Source organism: Pseudomonas fluorescens (assembly GCF_041354075.1).
Taxonomy (GTDB): domain Bacteria; phylum Pseudomonadota; class Gammaproteobacteria; order Pseudomonadales; family Pseudomonadaceae; genus Aquipseudomonas; species Aquipseudomonas fluorescens_CE.
The window spans coordinates 33,488-55,328 of sequence record NZ_JARZGC010000016.1 but is presented as its reverse complement, the minus strand read 5'-3'; the positions used below and the strand labels follow the sequence as shown (position 1 = coordinate 55,328).

The following is a 21,841-nucleotide window of genomic DNA, read 5'->3' as shown; positions in this document are numbered from 1 at the left end:
CTGGTCAAAAGTGGTCGGGTCGTTAAATCCAGGAGTGACGAGCCGGCAGCGTGCCGTTCAGGCGATAACCGCCGATGGCGTGATACTTCCAGCGCGCCGGGTCATGCAGGGTGTGCACGCGGGCGTTGCGCCAGTGGCGGTCGAGGTTGAATTCTTCGAGGGTCGCGCGGCTGCCGGCCAGCTCGAACAGCTTCTCGCTGGCCAGCAGCGAGATTTCCGTGGTCAGCACCTTGGCTTCGGCCACCGCAATCGAGGCGCGCGCAGCGGATTCGGCCGTGAGCGGCTCGGCGTTGACCTGGTCCAGCACTCGCCCGGCCTTGCGCAGCAGCGCTTCAGCCGCGTGCAGTTCGATCTTCAGTTTGCCGATGTCGGCAATCACATACAGGTCATCGCTGGCGCGATCGACCTTGGCCTCGATCCATGGGCGGGCACGGGTCTTGACGAATTCGATGGCGTCGTCGATGGCGCCGCGCGCGATGCCGGCGTCGATGGCCGCTTGAATCAACTGCGACACCGAGCCCTGGATGTTCGGCTTGTCATTGATCTTCCAGTTGTCCACCACCAGATCGGCGTCGACCCGCACGTTGTTGAGCAGGATCGTCCCGCTGGCGGTGGTGCGCTGACCGAAGCCGGACCAGTCGTCGACGATGCGCAGCCCCGGGGTGCCGCGACGAACGAAAGCCAGGACCTGCTTGCCGTCGTCGTTCAAGGCCTTGACGGCGACCCAGTGGGCGAACAGGGCGCCAGTGGAATAGAACTTCTGCCCGTTGATGACAAACCCGTCGCCATCGGCGGTGATCCGGGCCTTGAGCTCCAGGGTATTTTTGGTGCCGCGCTCAGGCCCCGCATTGCCGATGCGCCAGCCTTCGAGCACGCTCTTGAACAGCTGCTTTTTCTGCGCTTCGGTGGCACTGCCGAGCACCAGGTTGAGGATGCCGAACTGGTTCTGCGGGATCTGGCCCAGCGCCGGATCGGCCGCAGAAATGATCGCGAACACCTCGGCCAATGTGACGAATGAAACCTGCGGGCCACCGTACTCGCGCGGGATGGCAATGCTGCCCAGGCCACTGCGGGTGAACTGTTCGATTTCCGACCAGGGCAGCTTGCGCTGCCGGTCGCGCCTGGCCGCCTGCACACGGGCGACCTGCGCCAACTCGTGGGCGGCCTTGATGGCCTGGGCGTCGTTGCGCAAGACCTGCGCGGGCAACAACAACGGGGCGATGTCCTGATCACTCTGGACGATTGCATCTGCCAGACTGGACATCAGTGCCGCTCCTTGGCTGCACGCAATGCCCTGGCGATCTGCACTGGGGTGATTGTGTTCCGGACCATACCTAAACCTCACATTTCATGGGACACCGCAGGGGCGGCGAAATAAAAACAAGAAGGTCCGGTGGTCCGGTTCATATACCCTAAATGCGTATAAAAAATTAATAAACTAGCTTTTTGGAATATGAATAGAAGTGTGTCGTCACCAACTGTTGGCGGGGGAACAGTTGTTTGTGGGGCAACAGTTGGATGCCTGGAAATGCATGGAAGTGTGGGTTTCAGGCTTCGCCGGAGGTTTGCACGGGGCGCTTCGAACAGGGCTGGCTGCAACCGATTTTCAACGTGCGTGCCGGAGCCCAGCGCGAGTTGTTGCCGACCCGATCGAGAATGCAGTAGGTCACTTCCAGCCGCAGGTCTTCGCCGGCCTCGAGAATCATCGCCGGCGGCACCCAGACGTGAATCGGCTGACCCACTTCGCTGGCCTTGAGCCGTGGCAGGTCCATGCGTGCATCGCCCCAGCGCAGGGTGATTTCGTCATCGACGGCCATGTTCAGGTAGGGCTCGATGGTCAGGGGCACGCCACGTTTGATCTGGTTCGGATTGACCCCCTGGCGGCGTATGGTTTCGGGAATCGCGACCGGCGCCAGGCGCTGGTTTTCATCGTCGCACAAGGCACAGGGTGGCCCGCCTGGGCAGTCGAGCTTGACCTGGACCCGGGTGGCGGCGGATAACGCCGGGCCCTGGCCGACTTGCATCAGACGGTAGTGAATGCGCGAAGAACCATTGGCGATGAACCGTGGTGGCACCCGCAGGCTCAGAGTGTTGCCGAGGTCGTGGGCATCCAGCACCTTGGACGCCACGTAGCAGTCGTCCCAGAACAGTTCGATCAGATCACCGTCGTCCATCCCGGGATAGGGCGCGACCTCGATCCACAAATCAGCAGCCGAGGTGATATTGATGCCGCTGCGGTGGGATGGCGCCACTGTCGGTGCCGCCAGTTCGCATGTGTTCGAGGGTGTTTTCATGAGTATTCTCCTTGAGTTCCAGCAGCGAAGTCCGTTTCTTGAATAACTGAATGACCGAGTCACAAACGCCTGATGAATGACAATTCAAACAAGTGCGTTCTGATGGATGGGCGCTAGATAAAAGTGCGCACGAACAAGTGTCAATAGAGCGAGTTGCTGAAGTAATGAATATGCTGTTATTCAGAAAGCTCCTACGTGTTCAGGTTAAGAAGCTGCAATGACCGGTCGAACATGCCCACGGGATCAGCCCGCGCGAGCGCGGCGGCGAGGCAGACCGTTGCCGAGGCGCTGAAGGTGAACTGGATTCTAGGCGAGTTGAATGCCGTGCAGGACATAGATATGTACCGCACACCAAAAGAGGGCAGGAATGTTTGGTTCAGTTTGGGGGAGAGAAGTATCGAAGTATGAAATGACTTCCATCCATGGAAGTTAGCATTCTGTCATTACAACTTAGTTGTGGGAGTTGTTGAGGAACTTGCTGAGAAACTGTTTGGTCCGCTCTTCCTTTGGATTGGCAAACAGCGCCTTGGCTTCGCCCTGCTCGACGATTACGCCCTTGTCGAAAAACACCACGCGGTTGGCCACGTCACGGGCAAATCCCATTTCGTGGGTAACGATCACCATGGTGCGGTTTTCTTCGGCCAGGCTGCGGATGGTCGCCAGCACTTCACCCACCAGTTCCGGATCCAGCGCTGAAGTGGGTTCATCGAACAGGATCACTTCCGGTTCCATCGCCAGCGCCCGGGCGATGGCCACGCGCTGTTGCTGACCGCCGGAAAGGCGTCGCGGGTAAGCATCTTCCTTGCCGGCCAGGCCGACCCTGGCCAGCAGCTTCCTGCCCAGGGCAATGGCTTCGGCGGGCGGTGTCTTCTTCACCACGATCGGACCTTCGACGACGTTTTCCAGTGCCGTGCGATGGGGGAACAGGTTGAAGTTCTGGAACACGAAGCCAACGTGCTGGCGCAAGCGCCGCACCAGGGCCTGCTGCTGGTTCAACGGGCGGCTGCCATCGATCTCGATGTCGCCGACCTTGATCCGGCCGCTGCTAGGCTCCTCGAGGAAGTTCAGGCAACGCAGGAACGTGGTTTTACCCGAGCCGGAGGGCCCGATGATCGCCACCACCTCACCTTCCTTCACCTCCAGATCGATGCCGTTGAGCACGACCTGACCCTTGAACTGCTTTGTCAGTTTTTCCACGACAATCATGGGGTCAGGACTCCTGGTCGTGCCGATTGACCCGTGCTTCCAACTGGTTCTGCAGGTGCGACAACACCGTGGCCAGAACCCAGTAGATCAGCGCGGCGGCCAGATACATGGTGAAAATTTCGAAGGTCCGGGCGGTAATCAGTTGCGCCTGGCGGAACAGTTCCGGCACCTGGATGGTGGCGGCCAGCGCCGTGTCCTTGACCAGCGAGATGAAGCTGTTGCCCAGCGGCGGCAGCGCCGTGCGCATGGCCTGGGGCAGGATGGCCCGGCGCAGGGTTTGCGCACGGGTCATGCCGATACTGGCCGCAGCTTCCCACTGGCCGCGCTCGATGGAGCTGATCGCGGCCCGCAGGATTTCGCAGGCATAGGCCGCCATGTTCAGCGAGAAGCCGATCAGGGCGGCTGGCAACGGATCCAGCTCGACGCCCAGTTGCGGCAAGCCGTAATAGATCACGAACAGTTGCACCAGCAACGGCGTGCCGCGAAAGAACGACACGTAGATGCGGGCAATCCAGCTCACCAGTTTGAAGCGCGACAGACGCATCAGCGCCAGGCCGAAGCCCATCAGCAGGCCGAAGAACATTCCGCCCAGGCTCAGGATCACCGTGTAGTACGCGCCCTTGAGCAGAAAGGGCGCGGAATCCAGTGCGAGTTGGAAAGCTTCTTCCATTATTGAGTGACGTCAGCGCTGAAGTATTTTTCCGAAAGCTTCTTCAGCGTGCCGTCGGCGCGCAGCTTGTCGATGGCGGTGTTGACCGCTGCCAGCAGTTCCGGCTCGCCTTTGCGCAGGGCAATACCGGCTTCCTGGCGGGAGAAGGCTTCGCCGGCTGCGGTGGTGTCCTTGGCCTTCTTGGCGTATTCCAGAGCGGCCAGGCGGTCGATCAGGATGGCGTCGATGCGGCCGACGCGCAGGTCCTGGAACTTGGTCGGATCATCTTCGTAGGTGCGCACGTCAGCCTGGGGTACGTTGGCTTTGACCCACTGTTCGTAGTTGGTGCCCAGACCCACGCCGACTTTCTTGCCGGCCAGGTCGGCCGCGGTCTTGATGGTGTTTTCGTTCTTTTTCAGCACCAGTGCCTGGATCCCGGAAACGGTGTAGGGCTCGGAGAAGTCATACTTCTTCTTGCGTTCCTCGGAGATGGTCACCTGGTTGATCACTGCGTCCAGACGCTTGGATTCCAGGGCCGCGAGGATGCCGTCCCATTTGGTCGGCTGCAGTTTGACCTTCACGCCCAGTTCCTTGGCCAGGGCTTCGGAGAATTCAACTTCGAAACCGGCCAGCTTGCCGTCGGCATCAACGAAGCTGAACGGTGGATAAGTGCCTTCCAGGCCGACGTTGATCACGCCTGCGTCCTTGATTTTTTGCAGCTGCTCACCGGCAACAGCCTGCCCCAGCAGGCCGGCGCTCAATGCCAGGCCCAGCGAACCGACCAGCAGATTTCGACGTAGTGCGGAAAAATTCATGACAAGCCCCTGTGTTTTCTTATGAAGACGCTTCTTGGATGTTGGCGAAATCGGGATTTGAACGACTGCAATATCCTGCCCTAAAGCAGCTTATGCGTCTCGCGGCAATTTGCCTGCGTTATGACTATATGATGGCTCTTTTAGATAGGAAAATAATGAATGTTATTTCTGTTATTCGAATCTGGAATAAACGCTGTCCTGTAGGAGCGATCATGCTCGCGAAGGACGTTAACGATGACGCGGGAAGCCTGACACCCCTGCGGCGCCCTCAGGTTCTTCGCGAGCATGCTCGCTCCCACAGGGTCTGCGTGGGTCCATGCAGAGCCTACAGAAAATCCTTGTAGGCAAACAACGCCGGTGCGCCGCCGGTGTGCAGGAATATGATCGGCCCGTCCTCGAATCGCTGGCGACCGATGCCGTCGAGCAAACCGGCCATGGCCTTGCCCGTGTAGACCGGGTCCAGCAGCAGGCCTTCCTGGCTCGCCAGCAGTTTGACCGCCGCCAGCGTCCCGGCATTCGGCTCGCCGTAGCGCGGAGCGAAATATTCGTCCCACAACTCGACCTTGAAAGCGGCCGGCAGGTTCACTTCCAGCAGCGCTGCCGTCCTTTCGGCCAGGCCCTGGACTTTGGGGCGCTGATCTTCATCGCTGCGCGACACCGTCACGCCAATCACCGGCAGCTCGGGCAAGGCTTCGCTCAACGCCAGTGCCAGGCCACTGTGGGTGCCGGCGCTGCCTGAGGCCAGGACCACCGCGGCGAAGTCCAGGCCGGTGTCCTTGATCTGTTCGGCCAGCTCCAGGCCGGCCCGTACGTAACCCAATGCACCCAGCGCATTGGAGCCGCCGATGGGCACCAGGTACGGCTTCTTGCCGGTATTGCGCAAGCGCGCCGCCAGTGCCAGCAGTTGCTCGTCGGCGTTGTCGAGGTTCTCCACCAATTCGACCTTGGCGTCGAACAGGTCAAGCAGCAGTCGATTGCCATTGCCGATGTAGTTGCTGTCGTCGGTGCCGATGGGGTTCTCCAGCAGCGCGACGCAACCCAGGCCCAGCCGGGCGGCGAGGGCGGCGGTCTGGCGCACATGGTTGGATTGCAGTGCGCCGGCGGTGATCAGCGTGTCAGCACCCTGGGCCAGGGCGTCGGCACCCAGGTATTCAAGTTTGCGCAGCTTGTTGCCACCCATTGCCAAGGGTGTCAGATCATCGCGTTTCACGTAGACGTCGCGGCCCAGCCAGGTCGACAGGCGCTCAAGCTTTTCCAGTGGGGTCGAATGGTCGAGCAGGTCGAGGCGGTCAAAGCGGGCGAGCTGTTGTTTGATCATTGGTCCGTACTGGCGGTGGAGGATAAGGGACTATAAGCACGGCCAAAAAGACCGGCAACCCTCAATCGCATATAGCCAAACGTGCTGAGCACAGCACAATCGGTTCTTAATTCGGCTTCCAGCGCTTGCCGTAAAGTAAGCGCCGTCAGCGCGGCCAGACAGTCCGGCCGCCCGTATGGAGTTTTTAACGTGAGCGAGCGTTCCAGCCATTGGCAATTGCAGACCATCGTCAGCCAGCTGCGCAGCGCGCGCGACCAGTGGCGTTTGCAGAACGGCCGCGCCAGCGGCGAGCAGGGCGGTCGCGAATTGCCTTCGAGAGCGGCCATGGCGGAGATTCTCGAGGCACTGTGCGGCGCCTTGTTTCCCATGCGCCTGGGGCCGGTGGACCTGCGCGAAGAGAGTGAAGACTTCTATGTCGGCCACACCCTGGACGTTGCATTGAACGCATTGCTGGGCCAGGCGCGCCTTGAGTTGCGTTACGTTGCGCGCCACAACGCCGAGGCGGATGACGAGGTCGAAGCCAGGACCATTGCGATCATTCAGGCGTTCGCCCTGGCCCTGCCAGGGTTGCGCAGCCTGCTGGATACCGATGTGCTGGCGGCCTATCACGGCGATCCGGCGGCCCGCAGCGTCGACGAAGTATTGTTGTGCTACCCGGGAATCCTGGCGGTGATTCACCATCGTCTGGCCCATCATCTGTACCGTGCCGGGCTGCCATTGCTGGCGCGGATCAGCGCGGAAATCGCCCATTCGGCGACGGGCATCGACATCCACCCCGGCGCGCAGATCGGCCGCAGTTTCTTCATCGACCACGGCACCGGCGTGGTGATTGGCGAGACGGCGATCATCGGCGAGCGCGTGCGCATCTATCAAGCCGTGACCCTGGGCGCCAAGCGCTTCCCGGCGGATGAAGACGGGCAGTTGCAGAAGGGCCATCCACGCCATCCGATCGTCGAAGACGACGTGGTGATCTATGCCGGTGCGACCATTCTGGGGCGAATCACCATCGGCAAGGGCTCGACCATTGGCGGCAACGTCTGGCTGACTCGCAGCGTGCCGGCGGGGTCGAACCTGACGCAGGCCAATCTGCAGCATGATGACGGGACCCAGAAATAGACCCGGAACTTTCGCCGGCTGAGCGGGCCTCATCGCGAGCAGGCTCGCTCCCACAGATTATTCGGGTGTTCACAGAATGTGTGATCGGCACAGGCCCCTGTGGGAGCGGGCTTGCTCGCGAATGGATTTCAAGCCAATGCCAGTTCGGGGTTTTGCGCTGATTCCAACTGAACCATCCCCCGAATCACGCCTCCTACCCTTCCTTGAGCTAGCGTAACCACAGGACCGCCGAGCCGGTGGATTAGTCCTTAGCACCCTATCCATGTTTAAATTGAACGCTCATTCAAGTTAAACCGCCGGTTTGCTGCCCGCTCACAACAGGAGGCTTGCCCTTGCCGAGTCCGTTATTGATTGCCTTGTTTCACTGCCTCGAGGCGCACCGTTCATGAGTGTGCCATCCAGCCCCGCCAGCGAGCCGGTGCGCATGAACCCGCCGGTGTTCTACTTCGCGGCGACCTTCATCCTGCTCTTCGGCATTGTTGTCATCACCCTGCCGGAACAGGCCGGCGCCTGGCTGCTTGAAGCGCAAAACTGGGCGGCCAACACGGTTGGCTGGTATTACCTGCTGGCGATGGCCCTGTATCTGGTCTTCGTAGTGGTCACCGCCTTGTCCGGCTACGGCAAGATCAAGCTCGGCGCCGACCACGACGAACCCGAATTCAGTTACCTGTCCTGGGCCGGCATGTTGTTCGCCGCCGGGATCAGCATCACGCTGTTCTTCTTCTGCGTCTCGGAACCGCTGACCCACCTGGCGCAACCTCCTCAAGGGGCGGCGGGCACGGCTGACGCGGCGCGTCAGGCCATGCAGATCCTGTTTCTGCACTGGGGGCTGCATGGCTGGGGCGTGTTCGCCTTTGTCGGCATGGCATTGGCCTACTTCGCCTACCGCCACAACCTGCCGCTGGCCCTGCGCTCGGCGCTGTACCCGCTGATCGGCAAGCGCATCAACGGCCCCATCGGTTACGCCGTCGATGGCTTTGGCATCATTGCCACGGTGTTCGGCCTCGGCGCCGACATGGGCTTTGGTGTGTTGCACCTCAACTCGGGGCTCGACTACCTGTTCGGCGTCGCCCACACCCAATGGATCCAGGTGGGCCTGATCACCCTGATGATGGGCGCGGCGATCATCGTCGCCGTGTCCGGTGTCGACAAGGGCGTGCGGGTGATGTCCGACATCAACATGCTGCTGGCCTGCGCGCTGCTGCTGTTCGTGTTGTTCGCCGGCCCCACGCAGCACCTGCTCAACACCCTGATCCAGAACGTTGGTGACTACCTCGGCGCCTTGCCGATGAAGAGTTTCGATCTCTACGCCTACGACAAACCCAGCGACTGGCTGGGCGGCTGGACGGTGTTTTACTGGGCCTGGTGGATTGCCTGGTCGCCGTTCGTGGGATTGTTCATTGCGCGGATTTCCCGGGGGCGGACCATTCGCGAATTCGTCTTCGGCGTGCTGCTGATTCCGTTGGGCTTCACCCTGGCGTGGATGTCGATCTTCGGCAACAGCGCCATCGATCAGGTGCTCAACCACGGCATGTCGGCGCTGGGCCTTTCGGCCATCGACAACCCGTCGATGACCCTCTACCTGCTGCTGGAAACCTACCCGTGGAGCAAGACGGTGATTGCGGTCACGGTGTTCATCAGCTTCGTGTTTTTCGTCACTTCGGCCGACTCCGGCACCGTGGTGTTGTCGACGCTGTCCGCCAAGGGCGGCACTCCAGACGAGGACGGGCCGAAATGGCTGCGGGTGTTCTGGGGGGCGATGACCGCGCTGGTAACCAGCGCGCTGTTGTTCTCCGGCAGCATCGATGCACTGAAATCGGCGGTGGTGCTGACCTCGCTGCCGTTCTCGATGATCCTGCTGCTGATGATGTGGGGGCTGCACAAGGCGTTCTATCTGGAGTCCCAGAAGCAGATCGCACAACTGCATTCCCTGGCGCCAGTGTCCGGTGCGCGACGTGGCGGCTGGCGCCAGCGCTTGAGCCAGGCGGTGCATTTCCCGTCGCGGGACGAGGTTTACCGTTTCATGGAAAGCACCGTGCGGCCGGCCATCGAAGAGGTGACCGCCGTGTTTGTCGAGAAGGGCTTGAACGTGGTCACGGTGCCGGACCCGGCCCATGACAGCGTGAGCCTGGAGATCGGCCACGGCGAGCAGCACCCGTTCATCTACCAGGTGCAGATGCGCGGGTATTTCACTCCGTCGTTCGCCCGGGGCGGCATGGGTTCCAAGCAGCTCAACAACCGGCGTTACTACCGGGCCGAGGTGCATCTGAGCGAGGGCAGCCAGGACTATGATCTGGTGGGCTACACCAAGGAACAGGTGATCAACGACATTCTCGACCAGTACGAACGGCACATGCAGTTCCTGCATCTGGTGCGCTGAGGAACATCGGGTTGTCTAGGCTTGCTCGGTCAACACCATGAATAACACCAGCGCCGCCACCGGCACGCCGAACACGATGCTGCCGACCATCATCTCCGTGGTCACGGACTGGCCGGCCGTGACGACGCCTATGGCACCGTTGATCATCGTCAGCGCCAGCCACAGGACGATGAAGCTGTAGGTCAGCGTCTGTCGGCTGAAGCCGATCTGCTCGCCGATGAACAGCATCAGCGCGAGGAGAATCAGGCCGAACGTGATGATGATGGTGGTGTGCATGGTCAGTGTAGCCTGCTGGATGTGTGGCGACTGATCGGCCGCCTTCGCGGGCAAGCCCGCTCCCACAAGGATTTGCGCGATTCCTGTAGGAGCGGGCTTGCCCGCGATGGCGTCACCTCGGTATCCAATTGAGCTTAGTCAAACCAGCCCACCATTGGCGCGCAGGATCTGCCCATTGACCCAGGCCGAATCCGGCCCCACCAGAAACGACACCACCCGCGCGATATCCTCAGGCTGGCCCAGGCGCTCCAGCGGCGCCATCTTCGCAAAGTTCTGGATCTGCTCCTCGCTCTTGCCGTGCAGGAACAGGTCGGTCGCCACCGGACCCGGTGCGACCGCGTTGACCGTGATCTGGCGCCCACGCATCTCCTTGGCGAACACCTGGGTCAGGGACTCCACCGCCGCCTTACTGGCAATGTACACCGCGTAGCCCGGCAGGTTCAGGCCCACCGTGCTGCTGGAAAAATTGACGATTCGTCCGCCGTCGTTCAGCCGCGTGGCCGCTTCGCGCAGGGTGTTGAAGGTGCCGCGGGCGTGGATGTTGAAGGTCTGGTCGAACAGCTCGTCGCTGTGTTGTGCCAGCGGCATGACCTTGAGAATGCCGGCGTTGTTGATCAGCACGTCGACCTTGCCCAGTTGCGCTTCGGTTTCGTCGAACAGCCGGCGCACGTCGTCGGCGTTGGCCACGTCGGCCTTGATCGCTATGGCTTGATGGCCGGCCTGGCGCAACTGCACCACAAGCCTCGAGGCTTCATCGGCACTGCTGGCGTAGTTGATGGCCACGGCGAAGCCTTCGCTGGCCAGCTGTTGGGCGATGACCGCGCCGATACCACGGGAGGCGCCGGTGACGATGGCAACTTTCGAACGTTGAGCAGACATGGTGGTGGTTCCTGTCGAGGGGGATGGCACCAATCTCACATGTTTACTCCACCGGATAAATGCAGCAGAGTTGCCTTGACTATTCAATATTCGCCAACAATCGAAAGCCGGAGCGACGCGTGGATCAAGTCAAGGCGATGAAGGTTTTCGTGCGAATCTATGAACGCAACAGCTTCACCCTGGCCGCCGAAGACCTGAATCTGCCGCGCGCCACCCTGACGCACACCCTGAATCAGTTCGAGGCCTGGCTGGGCACCCGATTGATGGAACGCAGTACGCGCAAGGTTCGTCCGACCCTGGATGGCGAGGCGTACTACCTGCGCTGCGTCCAACTGCTGGCAGAGCTGGAGGAGGCTGAACTGGCGTTCCGTGGCTGCGCCCCGAAAGGTCGGTTACGCGTCGACCTGCACGGCACCCTGGCGAAAAATTTCGTGATTCCGGCGCTGCCGCAGTTCATGCAGCGCTATCCGCAGATCGAGCTGTCGATCAGCGAGTCCGATCGCTTCGTCGACCTGATCGCCGAAGGCGTCGATTGCGTCCTGCGCGCCGGCACGCTGACCGACTCGACGCTGATCGGCAAGCGCCTGGCCAACCTGCGTCAGATCACCTGCGCCAGCCCCTCGTACCTGCGCAAGTACGGCGAACCGAAAACCCTCGAAGACCTCGAGCATCACCGTGCGGTGAACTACGTCTCGCGCACGACCGCGAAACTGTTCCCGTTCGAATTCATGGTCGATGGCGAGTTGAGGGAAGTCCCCATCAAAAGCGCGATCTCGGTGTTCGGTACCGAAATCTACGCCGCCTCGGCCATCGCCGGGCTGGGCCTGATCCAGTGCCCGCAATACCGCATGGCAGCCCAGATCGCCGAGGGCCTGATCCAGGAAGTCCTGCCCGCCAACCCCCCGCCACCCATGCCGGTTTCGGTGCTCTACCCACACAACCGACACCTGTCGCCACGGCTCCGCGTGTTTGTGGACTGGTTGGAAGAAGTGTTCGCGGGGGCGCGGTAGCCACCGGTCTGGCTTTTTGGCAGCAGCCGCACTGCGTGAATTATCGGAGCAGGGTTCTGGCGAAAGAATTGTGAAACGTTTCAGCAATTCATCGAGTCGTAGGGTTTTTGGCGTTTGTGTCGGCGTATGCTGGGCAACTTGCGAAGCAGTCGATACCAACTTCAAGACAGACAAGAGAGGATTCGATGACCTATACCGCTGCCGAAAACCGCTACGACTCCATTCCCTACCGCCGCGTCGGTCGCAGCGGTCTGGTGCTGCCGGCCTTGTCCCTGGGCCTGTGGCACAACTTTGGTGACAGCACGCCGATCGACACCCAGCGCGCGTTGCTGCGTACAGCGTTCGATCTGGGGATCAATCATTTCGACCTGGCCAACAACTACGGGCCCCCGTACGGCAGTGCCGAGATCAATTTCGGGCGTTTGCTGCGCGAGGACTTCAAGCGCTACCGCGACGAGCTGATCATCTCCAGCAAGGCGGGCTGGGACATGTGGCCCGGCCCTTACGGTCAGGGCGGCGGTTCGCGCAAGTATGTGCTGGCGAGCCTCGATCAGAGCCTGCAACGCCTGGGCCTGGACTATGTGGATATCTTCTACTCGCACCGCTTCGACCCGGACACGCCGCTGGAAGAAACCGCCAGTGCCCTGGCCACTGCCGTGCAGCAGGGCAAGGCGCTGTACATCGGCATCTCGTCCTACTCCGGTGTGAAAACCCGGGAGATGGCCGCATTGCTCAAGGAATGGAAAGTGCCGTTGCTGATTCATCAGCCGGCCTACAACCTGCTCAATCGCTGGGTGGAAAGAGACCTGCTGGACGTGACCGAAGAGCTGGGCGCCGGGGTCATTGCCTTCACGCCTCTGGCTCAAGGCTTGCTGACCGACAAGTACCTGAACGGGGTGCCGGCGGATGCGCGGGTCAATCGTCCGGGGGGTGGTTCTCTGCAGGCATCGCACCTGTCCGACGCCAACATCGCCCATGTGCGGGCGCTGAACGAGATTGCCCAGCGTCGTGGCCAGAGCCTGGCGCAACTGGCCCTCGCCTGGACCCTGCGTGACCCGCGCGTGACCTCGGCGCTGATCGGTGCGAGCCGGCCGGAACAGATTATCGAGAACGTCGGCGCGTTGAAGAACCTGAGTTTCAGTGTGGAAGAACTGGCGGAGATCGATCGGTTCGCCCAGGAGGGCGGGATCAATCTCTGGGAGAAGCCTTCGACGGCGGAGTAAGTGCCTGGTGCTGGATGCCCGGCATACCTCAGAAAGCTATCGCGAGCAGGCTGAATACCTGTGGGAGTGAGCCTGCTCGCGATGGGGCTTCATCGAAAAAACGGCACATCCCCCAGAATGGTCGCCCGCTGCATCACCCGCCGTGCCGGACGGTAGTCATCCACCGCGTAATGCTGGGTCACGCGGTTGTCCCAGAACGCGATGTCGTCCTGCTGCCAGCGCCAGCGGATGGTGAATTCCGGGCGGGTGGCGTGGGCGAACAGGAACTTCAGGATCGTCTCGCTCTCGGTGTCCGACAGCTCATTGATCCTGGCAGTGAAGCCCTCGCTGACGAACAGCGAGCGCCGCCCGCTCACCGGGTGCGTACGGATCACCGGGTGCGACAGCGGCGGGTTTTTGCGCCGTGTTTCTTCCCATTGCGCCAGCGCTTCCGGCGTATTGCCGTAACGCTCAACCGGAAAGGAACGGGTGAAGTCGTGGGTGGCCGTCAAGCCTTCGAGCAGGCTTTTCATCGGTGCGGACAGCGCCTCGTAGGCGGCAATGCCACTGGCCCACAGCGTGTCGCCGCCGAATTCCGGCAGCAGCTTGGCGCTCAGCACCGCGCCCATTGCCGGGGTCGGCAGGAACGTCACGTCGGTGTGCCAGATCGCATTGTCGCGCACGTCGGTGACGGCAGTGTCGAGGATCAGCACTTCCGGCTGTTCCGGCACGTTGGGGTAGATCGGGTGGATGTGCAGGTCGCCGAAGTTGGCGGCAAAACGTGCCTGCTGTTGCGGGGTGATCGGCTGGTTGCGGAAGAACAGGACCTGGTATTTCAACAGCGCCTGTTCGATGGCATCGCGCTGGGCCACGGACAGCGGCTGGCTGATGTCGATGCCGCGGATTTGTGCGCCGAGGGCGGCGCTTAAAGGAGTGATGTTCAGGCTGCTCATGGTGGTTCTCTTCGAATTCGGGGTGTGCCGCGTTTTTTTGTGGGAGCGGGCTTGTTCGCGAATGCGTCGTGTCAGTCAACACAGATGTTGAATGTAAAACCGCATTCGCGAGCAAGCCCGCTCCCACAGAGGTCAGTGTTCAATGCGCCTGGCCGTGCCACGGCACCAGCTTGCGTTGCAGGGCGCGCAGGCCCATTTCCAGGGCGAAGGCGATCAGCGCAATCACCAGAATCCCCAGCACCACCACATCGGTGACCAGAAACTGCGCGGCTGACTGCACCATGAAACCCAGGCCGCTGGTGGCGGCGATCAGTTCAGCGGCGACCAGGGTCGACCAGCCCACCCCCAGACCAATGCGCACGCCCGTGAGGATGTCCGGCAGAGCGCTGGGCAAGATCACATGGCGGATCAGTTGCGCGCGGGTCGCCCCCAGGGACTGGGCCGCGCGCAGTTTGGCCGGGTCCACGGTGCGTACACCGGTGGCCGTGGCGATGGCGATCGGTGCGAAAATCGCCAGGTAGATCAGCAACACTTTCGACAGCTCACCGATGCCGCACCAGATCACGATCAGCGGCAAGTAGGCCAGTGGCGGAATCGGTCGATAGAACTCGATCAGCGGGTCGAGAATGCCGCGCGCAATGCGATTGGCCCCTATCGCGATACCGACCGGCACGGCCGTCAGCACCGCAAAGAACAGGCCCAGGCCGATCCGGCCGAGGCTCGCGCCCAGGTGCTGCCAGAGCGTCGAATCCATGTAGCCGGTGGTCGCCAGCAACCAGCCTTTGTTCAGCACGGCGGCCGGTGGCGGCAGAAACAGCGGCTCGATCAACCCCGTGGCGGTGACCGCCCACCACAGGGCAAGCAGTGCGACGAGCGTCAGGACGCTGATCCAGCGGGTGCTCAAACCGCGACGAAGCGCGACCGGTGAGGCCGCGCTGACGGCGACGGCGGGAATCTCATAGCTGCTCATGCGCGCTCCTGCCGCGTGGCGGCGCTGCGTTGGGAGAACACTTTGGCGAGCACGTGCTCGCGGGTTTCGATGAAGCGCGGGTCGGACTTGATCGCGCGGGCTGACTCACCGGCCGCGTAGCGCTGGCCGAAATCCAGGTGCAGGCGCTCGACGATCTGTCCGGGATTGGGCGCCAGCAGAATCAGGTCCGTGGCGAGAAATACCGCTTCCTCGATGTCGTGAGTGATCAGAAACACCGGTTTGGCGGCGCGCTGCCACACCTGTAGCAGCAGCTCCTGCATCTGTTCGCGGGTGAAGGCATCGAGGGCGCCGAAGGGCTCGTCCATCAGCAATACACGAGGGTCGGCGGCCAGGGCGCGCGCCAGGCCGACGCGTTGCTTCTGCCCGCCCGAGAGCTGCCAGATGCGCCGCTGTTCGAAACCAGAGAGGTCCACCAGCGCCAGCATCTCGCGGGCGCGGGCTTCGCGTTGTTCACGGGGCACGCCGGCCAGTTCGAGCCCGAAACCGACGTTGGCCAGTACGTCCTGCCACGGCAGCAGGGCATCGTCCTGAAACACCACGCCGCGCTCGGCGCTCGGGCCTTTGACCGGCACGCCGTCGAGGGTGATGCGCCCGGCGCTGGGTTCGACGAAGCCGGCAATCAGGTTCAACAGCGAGGTCTTGCCACTGCCGGAGGGACCGAGGGCGACCAGCAGTTGCCGGGGCCCCAGGCTCAGGGAAATGTCTGCCAGCACCGGCTCCGGGCTGCCGGGGTACTGTGCGCTGATACGCTCCAGTTGTAGCAAGGCCATCGCGATTGACTCCGATCAGTTGGTGATGAACTTGGCGCTGACGTACGGGGCGTAGTCCGGCAGCACGGCCTCGACCTTGCCTTGTTCCTTGAGGAACACGGCGGTGTCGGTGATGGCTTTGGTCGTTGGTGCGCCGAGGCTGCTCACCTGGTCAGCCGCCAGCGGGTAGACGTTGCCTTGCAGCAGCAGCGGAATGTCGCTGGCCTTGGCGCCGGACAGCTTCACCAGCTTGTCGACGTTGCTCTGGTTGGCGAGCCAGGCTTTCGGGTCCTTGCGGTAGTCGGCGTAGGCGTCGAGGGTGACTTTGGCGAAGGCGGTGACGATTTCCGGGTGCTTCTCGGCGAAGTCCTTGCGCACGATCCAGGCATCGAAGGTGGGCGCGCCGAACTTGGCCAGCTCACCGGAGGTGATCAGCACCTTGCCGTTCTCCTTGGCCACGCCAAGGGCCGGATCCCACACGTAGGTGGCATCGATGTCACCGCGTTTCCAGGCGGCGATGATCGCCGGTGGCGCGAGGTTGAGCACGGTGACTTTCGACGGGTCGATGTTCCAGTGTTTCAGTGCGGCCAGCAGGCTGTAGTGCCCAGTGGAAACGAACGGCACGGCGATTTTCTTGCCGACCAGGTCTTGCGGCGTCTTGATCCCGGAACCGTCGCGGGCGACCAGGGCTTCGGCGGCGCCGATCTGGGTGGCGATGAGGAAGGTTTCCACCGGGACCTTGCGGGTGATGGCGGCGGTCAGGGGGCTGGAACCCAGGTAGCCGATCTGCACGTCGCCGGAGGCGATGGCAGCGATGATGTCGGCACCGTTATCGAATTTGCGCCAGTTGATGTCGGCTTTGGTGGCCTTCTCATAGGCGCCGTCGGCCTGGGCGACTTTGGCCGGGTCGACGGTGGTCTGGTAGGCGACAGTCAGGTCGGCCGCCTGGGCAAACAGACTCGCGGCAGCCAACGAAGCGGCCGCCAGGAGGCGAAGAGGGAAGTGCAGTTTCATGGGGAAGCTCCTTGTCAGGCGACCGAGGATCGGCGTGAAAGGAGACTAAATGATCTAAGAATTAGAAAATAAATAACTTTTTCGAATTAGCTTAGCGTGGAAGGATTTTAAGGTGACCGCTGCGCGGTCCAGGGCGAGCAGGCTCGCGGCCACAGGGATGACACTGAGCCTGTGGGCACGAGCCGGTTCGCGACAAAGGTCCGCAGGACCTTCGAGGATCAGTTGCTGATCGCCAGGATGCTCGCCTGATACGACCCGACAAATACATCGAAATCGCCGACTTCGTTCTGCTCCAGTTCCACTTGCTCGGCCAGCGACGCCCGCGCGCGCTCTTCAAACGCGGCCTGCGCTTCGCGGCTCAGGGGCTCGCTGCGGAAAAATTCCGCATGGGCCTGGCTCTGGCGCAGGGAGAACTGGCTGAAGCTCTCCTTGTGTTCGGCCATCGCCGCCAGCACCTGGGCCGAAGGTGTCAGGGACGGGTCCCTGACCTTGGCCAGTTGTGCGTCCAGCGCCTTGCTGTGGGCGTCGCCGCCATGGCTCTGATCCAGTAACGCCGCCAGGGGGGCAATCTTCTCCAGCAACTCGCTGGCCCACTCCTTGAGGTCGACCGGCTGACCGTCGCGTTGCAGTTGCAGGCCCGGACGGCGGCCCTCCTTGACCACGCTGAGGAAGTTCGAGGTGGCACCGCTGCATGAGTTGTTGGTCAGCAGCGGGCTGTCATTCAGCGCGCAGTACAACAGGAAGGCGTCGATGAAGCGCGACTCGGTCAGGTCGATGCCCATCGGCAGGAACGGGTTGATGTCCAGGCAGCGCACTTCGACGTACTGGATGCCCCGGGCCATCAGCGCCTGGATCGGCCGCTCGCCGGTGTAGGTCACGCGTTTCGGGCGGATGTTGGAGTAGTACTCGTTTTCGATCTGCAGGATGTTGGTGTTGAGCTGAACCCACTCACCGTCCTGATGGGTGCCGATTTCCACATAGGGCGCGTAGGGTGTTGCCACGGCCTGGCGCAGGCTGTCGGTGTAGCTCGGCAGATCGTTGTAGCACGGTGTCAGTCCGGCCTGGGCGCTGCTCTGGTAACCCAGGTCACTCATGCGCAGGCTGGTGGCGTACGGCAGGTACAGGGTGTCCGGGTCCAGTTGTTCCAACTGGTGGGAGCGGCCGCGCAGGAAACCGGCGTCCAGCGCCGGCGACGCACCGAACAGGTACATCAGCAGCCAGCTGTAGCGACGGAAGTTACGGATCAGGGCGATGTAGGACGACGACTGATAGTCGCGGTCGGTGCCGACAAAACCCTCGGCCTGCTTGAGCAGTGGCCAGAGTTGTTCCGGCAGGGAAAAGTTGTAGTGGATGCCGGCAATGCACTGCATGGTCTTGCCGTAACGCAGGGCCAGGCCCTTGCGGTACACATATTTGAGCTGCCCGATGTTGGAGGTGCCGTAGTAGGCGATCGGGATGTCTTCCTCGGCCGGCAACGGGCACGGCATCGATGGACTCCACAGGTACTCGTTGCCGAGCTTGCTGTAGGCAAAACGGTGAATGCTGTCCAGGCTCGCCAGCGTATCGGCCGGGTCAGGCAGTGCCGGGGTGATGAACTCCAGCAGCGACTCGGAATAGTCCGTGGTGATCTGTTCGTTGGTCAGCGCGGAACCCAGGCTTTCCGGGTGCGGCGTTTGCGCCAGCCGACCTTCGCTGGTCACGCGCAGGCATTCACGTTCGATGCCGTGAAGGCACTGTTCGAGCAGAGAGAGGTTAGCGCGCTCGCCAAGCAGGGCCAGGCGGCGGTTGAGAAGTTCGCTCAAGTTGGATTCCTTCACGCGTCAGTCGCCCCAATATGGGGGTGGGCAAGACGGTCTACAAGGGTGAAGTTAAAACTGGCGTTTTCGCCTGGTTTTTTGCCGCCGGTTGATCAATTTCTGCGCCCCCCCTATAGGAGCGAGCATGCTCGCGATGGACTCAAGAACGCCGCTGGGTGTCAGGCTTCCAGCGTCATCGTTGACGTCCATCGCGAGCATGCTCGCTCCTACAGTGAGAGCATTGCGCCGAAATTAACTCAAATCGATGAGCTCTAGCTACAGGACAGCGAACGTGCCTTGTGCTTTTGCGACGAGCTTGTCGCCCTGCCTCACGTCCGCTTCGACCACCAGCGTGCGTCGGCCCGGATGGATCACCCGCGCCGTGCACATCACTTCGCCGTCGGACACGGCGCGAATGTAATTGATCTTGCATTCGATGGTCGCGCTCTGCTGGTCAAAGCCGTGGGTGCTGGAACAGGCCAGCCCCATGGCAATGTCCACCAGGCTGAACAGTGCCCCGCCGTGCAGCTTGCCGCCCCGGTTGCGCAAGGGCGGTTCAAGGGCCAGGGCGACCTGCGCCACCCCGGTTTCCAGGCTGTGCAGGCGACAGCCCAGGAGCTTGAAGAACGCGCTTTCGGTCAACCCGGAGGGGATGTCCATCAGCGTTTCTTCAACTGCTTGGCGTTGGCGAACAGCGATGCCATGGCGTTGTTGGCCGGGGCCGCCGCCGTGGTTTCCTTGCGCGGTGCATTGGCCTGGCGCGGTGCCGAGCCTGGACGTGCGCCACGGGCGCCGTCGATCTTCTCGCCCGGGGTGTCGCCCATGCGCATCGACAGGCCCACGCGTTTGCGCGGAATGTCGACTTCCATGACCTTCACTTTCACCACGTCACCGGCTTTCACCGCTTCACGCGGATCCTTGATGAACTTCTCCGAAAGCGCGGAGATGTGCACCAAACCGTCCTGATGCACGCCGATGTCGACGAAGGCGCCGAAGGCGGTCACGTTGGTCACCACGCCTTCGAGGATCATCCCCGGCTGCAGGTCCTTGAGGTCTTCGACGCCTTCCTGGAACTCGGCGGTCTTGAACTCCGGGCGCGGGTCGCGACCGGGTTTCTCAAGCTCTTGCAGAATGTCGGTGACCGTTGGCAGACCAAAGGTTTCATCCGTGTATTTCTTCGGGTCGAGGCGCTTGAGGAACGACGCGTCACCGATCAGCGAGCGGATGTCGCGGTCGGTTTCAGCGGCGATGCGTTGCACCAGCGGGTAGGCCTCCGGGTGCACCGCCGAGGAATCCAGCGGGTTGTCGCCGTTCATCACGCGCAGGAAGCCGGCGGCCTGTTCGAAGGTTTTTTCACCCAGGCGCGCGACTTTCTTCAACGCTGCGCGAGTCTTGAACGCGCCGTGCTCGTCGCGGTGACTGACGATGTTCTGCGCCAGCGTCGCATTGAGGCCGGAGATGCGCGCCAGCAGCGCCACCGAAGCGGTGTTCACGTCCACGCCCACGGCGTTCACGCAGTCTTCGACCACGGCGTCCAGGCCACGCGCCAGTTTCAACTGCGACACGTCATGCTGGTATTGGCCGACACCGATGGATTTCGGATCGATTTTCACCAGTTCGGCCAGCGGGTCCTGCAAGCGGCGGGCGATCGACACTGCGCCACGGATCGACACGTCGAGGTCAGGGAATTCTTTCGCCGCCAGTTCCGATGCCGAATACACCGATGCACCGGCCTCGGACACCATGACCTTGGTCATCTTCATGGCTGGGTATTTCTTGATCAGCTCGATCGCCAGCTTGTCGGTTTCGCGGCTGGCGGTGCCGTTGCCGATGGCGATCAGGTCCACCGAGTGCTTGGCGCACAGGGCGGCGAGAACGGCCAGAGTCTGGTCCCACTTGTTGTGCGGCACGTGCGGGTAAACCGTGGCGTGGTCCAGCAACTTGCCGGTGGCATCGACCACGGCCACCTTGCAACCGGTGCGCAGGCCCGGGTCGAGGCCCAGGGTCGCGCGCGGGCCGGCCGGTGCCGACAGCAGCAAGTCGTGCAGGTTGTGGGCGAACACGTTGATCGCCTCGGTTTCCGCGCCGTCGCGCAGCTCGCCCAGCAGGTCGGTTTCCAGGTGGGTGTAGAGCTTGACCTTCCAGGTCCAGCGCACCACTTCGCCCAGCCATTTGTCGGCCGGGCGGTTCTGGTTCTGGATGCCGACGTGCTGGCCGATCATGCCTTCGCACGGGTGCAGGGTGCCCGGCAATTCTTCACCGACTTTCAGTGCGGAGCTGAGAATGCCTTCGTTGCGGCCACGGAAAATCGCCAGGGCACGGTGCGACGGCATGCTTTTGAGCGGCTCGTCGTGTTCGAAGTAGTCGCGGAACTTGGCGCCTTCCTCTTCCTTGCCGGCGATGACGCGGGCACTGAGGATGGCTTCCTGCTTCAGGTAGCTGCGCAGCTTTTCCAGCAGGCCGGCGTCTTCGGCGAAGCGCTCCATGAGGATGTACTTGGCACCCTCGAGGGCGGCCTTCACATCGGCCACGCCTTTTTCGGCGTCGATGAAGCGGGCGGCTTCGGCGTCCGGCGTCAGGCTCGGGTCGTTGAACAGCGCATCTGCCAGTTCGCCGAGCCCGGCTTCCAGGGCGATCTGCCCCTTGGTGCGGCGCTTCTGCTTGTACGGCAGGTACAAGTCTTCGAGGCGGGTCTTGGTGTCGGCGAGCTTGATGTCGCGCTCAAGGGCCGGGGTCAGTTTGCCCTGTTCCTGGATGCTGGCGAGGATGCTGATACGCCGTTCGTCGAGTTCTCGCAGGTAGCGCAGACGCTCTTCCAGGTGCCGCAGTTGCGTGTCATCGAGACTGCCGGTCACTTCTTTCCGGTAACGGGCGATGAAGGGAACGGTAGAACCTTCATCGAGTAGCGCGACGGCCGCTTCGACCTGTTGTGGGCGGACGCCGAGTTCCTCGGCGATGCGGCTGTTGATGCTGTCCATAAAACCACCTGACAAATTGTGAAAGCAGGCTCGCGGGCGCACGAACAAGGGCTCGGCGAGTCTGGTTGAGCGGCCTGGCCAGCGCCGCTGCCTGGATCAACAGGCTTGCCGTTGACCCGTGAAATCGAACAATTACTGCGGCGACCAGGAAAAAAAACAGAGGCCGCGGCAGGGATGATCAGACGTTGCCTGACACAAATGGCCGCGCATTATAA

At 62.1% G+C, this 21,841-nt stretch carries 19 protein-coding genes; 4 read left to right on the top strand and 15 right to left on the bottom strand.

Annotation, left to right across the window (positions count from 1 at the left end; translation table 11 throughout):
- Window positions 1-22 precede the first annotated feature (22 nt).
- The 6 genes from QIW53_RS19285 to QIW53_RS19260 form a co-directional block, all read right to left on the bottom strand.
- On the bottom strand, window positions 23-1,264 hold the full coding sequence (locus QIW53_RS19285; RefSeq protein WP_371051229.1) for an SfnB family sulfur acquisition oxidoreductase: 1,242 nt from the start codon (window positions 1,262-1,264) through the stop codon (window positions 23-25).
- Window positions 1,265-1,547: 283 nt separating this feature from the next.
- Complete coding sequence (locus tag QIW53_RS19280) at window positions 1,548-2,294, bottom strand: hypothetical protein (protein ID WP_371051228.1); 747 nt, start codon at window positions 2,292-2,294, stop codon at window positions 1,548-1,550.
- A gap of 450 nt (window positions 2,295-2,744) precedes the next feature.
- Complete coding sequence (tcyN, locus tag QIW53_RS19275; RefSeq protein ID WP_371051227.1) at window positions 2,745-3,500, bottom strand: L-cystine ABC transporter ATP-binding protein TcyN; 756 nt, start codon at window positions 3,498-3,500, stop codon at window positions 2,745-2,747.
- A 4-nt stretch (window positions 3,501-3,504) separates the two neighbouring features.
- Window positions 3,505-4,170 (bottom strand): cystine ABC transporter permease, encoded by a 666-nt coding sequence (tcyL, locus tag QIW53_RS19270; RefSeq protein WP_192307450.1) that lies wholly within the window; start codon window positions 4,168-4,170, stop codon window positions 3,505-3,507.
- Window positions 4,170-4,964: a cystine ABC transporter substrate-binding protein gene (gene tcyJ, locus QIW53_RS19265; RefSeq protein ID WP_371051226.1), complete on the bottom strand. Its 795-nt coding sequence runs from the start codon at window positions 4,962-4,964 to the stop codon at window positions 4,170-4,172. The genes tcyL and tcyJ overlap by 1 nt, the downstream gene beginning before the upstream one ends.
- A 325-nt stretch (window positions 4,965-5,289) precedes the next feature.
- Window positions 5,290-6,282 carry a D-cysteine desulfhydrase gene (locus tag QIW53_RS19260; protein ID WP_371051225.1) on the bottom strand — a complete coding sequence of 331 codons (993 nt, stop codon included), beginning with the start codon at window positions 6,280-6,282 and terminating at the stop codon, window positions 5,290-5,292.
- Between the two features lie 189 nt (window positions 6,283-6,471).
- Between QIW53_RS19260 and epsC the strand changes: the two genes are divergently transcribed.
- Window positions 6,472-7,398, top strand: a complete 927-nt coding sequence (gene epsC, locus QIW53_RS19255) for a serine O-acetyltransferase EpsC (RefSeq protein WP_371051224.1) — start codon at window positions 6,472-6,474, stop codon at window positions 7,396-7,398.
- A gap of 424 nt (window positions 7,399-7,822) precedes the next feature.
- Entirely contained in the window at window positions 7,823-9,778 is a 1,956-nt protein-coding gene (betT, locus tag QIW53_RS19250; RefSeq protein WP_371051300.1) for a choline transporter BetT, read from the top strand.
- Between the two features lie 15 nt (window positions 9,779-9,793).
- Here betT and QIW53_RS19245 read toward each other — a convergent pair whose 3' ends face one another.
- Together QIW53_RS19245 and QIW53_RS19240 are read right to left on the bottom strand one after the other, a co-directional pair.
- Window positions 9,794-10,054, bottom strand: a complete 261-nt coding sequence (locus QIW53_RS19245) for a hypothetical protein (RefSeq protein WP_371051299.1) — start codon at window positions 10,052-10,054, stop codon at window positions 9,794-9,796.
- Between the two features lie 138 nt (window positions 10,055-10,192).
- Window positions 10,193-10,933: an SDR family oxidoreductase gene (locus tag QIW53_RS19240; RefSeq protein WP_371051223.1), complete on the bottom strand. Its 741-nt coding sequence runs from the start codon at window positions 10,931-10,933 to the stop codon at window positions 10,193-10,195.
- A gap of 119 nt (window positions 10,934-11,052) precedes the next feature.
- Between QIW53_RS19240 and QIW53_RS19235 the strand changes: the two genes are divergently transcribed.
- Both QIW53_RS19235 and mgrA read left to right on the top strand, forming a co-directional pair.
- Window positions 11,053-11,943, top strand: coding sequence for a LysR family transcriptional regulator (locus QIW53_RS19235; protein ID WP_371051222.1), 891 nt, complete (start codon window positions 11,053-11,055; stop codon window positions 11,941-11,943).
- Between the two features lie 185 nt (window positions 11,944-12,128).
- Window positions 12,129-13,166: an L-glyceraldehyde 3-phosphate reductase gene (gene mgrA, locus QIW53_RS19230; RefSeq protein ID WP_371051221.1), complete on the top strand. Its 1,038-nt coding sequence runs from the start codon at window positions 12,129-12,131 to the stop codon at window positions 13,164-13,166.
- Between the two features lie 89 nt (window positions 13,167-13,255).
- Here mgrA and tauD read toward each other — a convergent pair whose 3' ends face one another.
- The 7 genes from tauD to QIW53_RS19195 all read right to left on the bottom strand — a co-directional run bounded on the left by tauD (window position 13,256) and on the right by QIW53_RS19195 (window position 21,626).
- Window positions 13,256-14,098 carry a taurine dioxygenase gene (tauD, locus tag QIW53_RS19225; RefSeq protein WP_371051220.1) on the bottom strand — a complete coding sequence of 281 codons (843 nt, stop codon included), beginning with the start codon at window positions 14,096-14,098 and terminating at the stop codon, window positions 13,256-13,258.
- Window positions 14,099-14,237: 139 nt separating this feature from the next.
- The gene (tauC, locus tag QIW53_RS19220; protein WP_371051219.1) at window positions 14,238-15,068 is read right to left on the bottom strand and encodes a taurine ABC transporter permease TauC; all 831 of its coding nucleotides are present in this window, start codon (window positions 15,066-15,068) and stop codon (window positions 14,238-14,240) included.
- Window positions 15,065-15,859 (bottom strand): taurine ABC transporter ATP-binding subunit, encoded by a 795-nt coding sequence (gene tauB, locus QIW53_RS19215; protein ID WP_371051218.1) that lies wholly within the window; start codon window positions 15,857-15,859, stop codon window positions 15,065-15,067. The genes tauC and tauB overlap by 4 nt, the downstream gene beginning before the upstream one ends.
- 15 nt (window positions 15,860-15,874) lie before the next feature.
- Entirely contained in the window at window positions 15,875-16,852 is a 978-nt protein-coding gene (gene tauA / locus QIW53_RS19210; protein WP_371051217.1) for a taurine ABC transporter substrate-binding protein, read from the bottom strand.
- Between the two features lie 218 nt (window positions 16,853-17,070).
- Window positions 17,071-18,654, bottom strand: a complete 1,584-nt coding sequence (gene gshA / locus QIW53_RS19205; protein WP_371051216.1) for a glutamate--cysteine ligase — start codon at window positions 18,652-18,654, stop codon at window positions 17,071-17,073.
- A 270-nt stretch (window positions 18,655-18,924) separates the two neighbouring features.
- A complete protein-coding gene (locus QIW53_RS19200) occupies window positions 18,925-19,308 on the bottom strand; it encodes a PaaI family thioesterase (RefSeq protein ID WP_371051215.1) in 384 nt (127 codons plus the stop codon).
- The gene (locus QIW53_RS19195; RefSeq protein WP_371051214.1) at window positions 19,308-21,626 is read right to left on the bottom strand and encodes a Tex family protein; all 2,319 of its coding nucleotides are present in this window, start codon (window positions 21,624-21,626) and stop codon (window positions 19,308-19,310) included. Before QIW53_RS19195 ends, QIW53_RS19200 begins: the two co-directional genes overlap by 1 nt.
- Window positions 21,627-21,841 lie beyond the last annotated feature (215 nt).

Bases quoted from the DNA above. Each gene is read 5' to 3' on its own strand.
- QIW53_RS19285 (WP_371051229.1), bottom strand. From the start codon at position 1,264: ATGTCCAGTCTGGCAGATGCAATCGTCCAGAGTGATCAGGACATCGCC.
- QIW53_RS19280 (WP_371051228.1), bottom strand. From the start codon at position 2,294: ATGAAAACACCCTCGAACACATGCGAACTGGCGGCACCGACAGTGGCG.
- tcyN (WP_371051227.1), bottom strand. From the start codon at position 3,500: ATGATTGTCGTGGAAAAACTGACAAAGCAGTTCAAGGGTCAGGTCGTG.
- tcyL (WP_192307450.1), bottom strand. From the start codon at position 4,170: ATGGAAGAAGCTTTCCAACTCGCACTGGATTCCGCGCCCTTTCTGCTC.
- tcyJ (WP_371051226.1), bottom strand. From the start codon at position 4,964: ATGAATTTTTCCGCACTACGTCGAAATCTGCTGGTCGGTTCGCTGGGC.
- QIW53_RS19260 (WP_371051225.1), bottom strand. From the start codon at position 6,282: ATGATCAAACAACAGCTCGCCCGCTTTGACCGCCTCGACCTGCTCGAC.
- betT (WP_371051300.1), top strand. From the start codon at position 7,823: ATGAACCCGCCGGTGTTCTACTTCGCGGCGACCTTCATCCTGCTCTTC.
- QIW53_RS19245 (WP_371051299.1), bottom strand. From the start codon at position 10,054: ATGCACACCACCATCATCATCACGTTCGGCCTGATTCTCCTCGCGCTG.
- QIW53_RS19240 (WP_371051223.1), bottom strand. From the start codon at position 10,933: ATGTCTGCTCAACGTTCGAAAGTTGCCATCGTCACCGGCGCCTCCCGT.
- mgrA (WP_371051221.1), top strand. From the start codon at position 12,129: ATGACCTATACCGCTGCCGAAAACCGCTACGACTCCATTCCCTACCGC.
- tauD (WP_371051220.1), bottom strand. From the start codon at position 14,098: ATGAGCAGCCTGAACATCACTCCTTTAAGCGCCGCCCTCGGCGCACAA.
- tauC (WP_371051219.1), bottom strand. From the start codon at position 15,068: ATGAGCAGCTATGAGATTCCCGCCGTCGCCGTCAGCGCGGCCTCACCG.
- tauB (WP_371051218.1), bottom strand. From the start codon at position 15,859: ATGGCCTTGCTACAACTGGAGCGTATCAGCGCACAGTACCCCGGCAGC.
- tauA (WP_371051217.1), bottom strand. From the start codon at position 16,852: ATGAAACTGCACTTCCCTCTTCGCCTCCTGGCGGCCGCTTCGTTGGCT.
- QIW53_RS19200 (WP_371051215.1), bottom strand. From the start codon at position 19,308: ATGGACATCCCCTCCGGGTTGACCGAAAGCGCGTTCTTCAAGCTCCTG.
- QIW53_RS19195 (WP_371051214.1), bottom strand. From the start codon at position 21,626: ATGGACAGCATCAACAGCCGCATCGCCGAGGAACTCGGCGTCCGCCCA.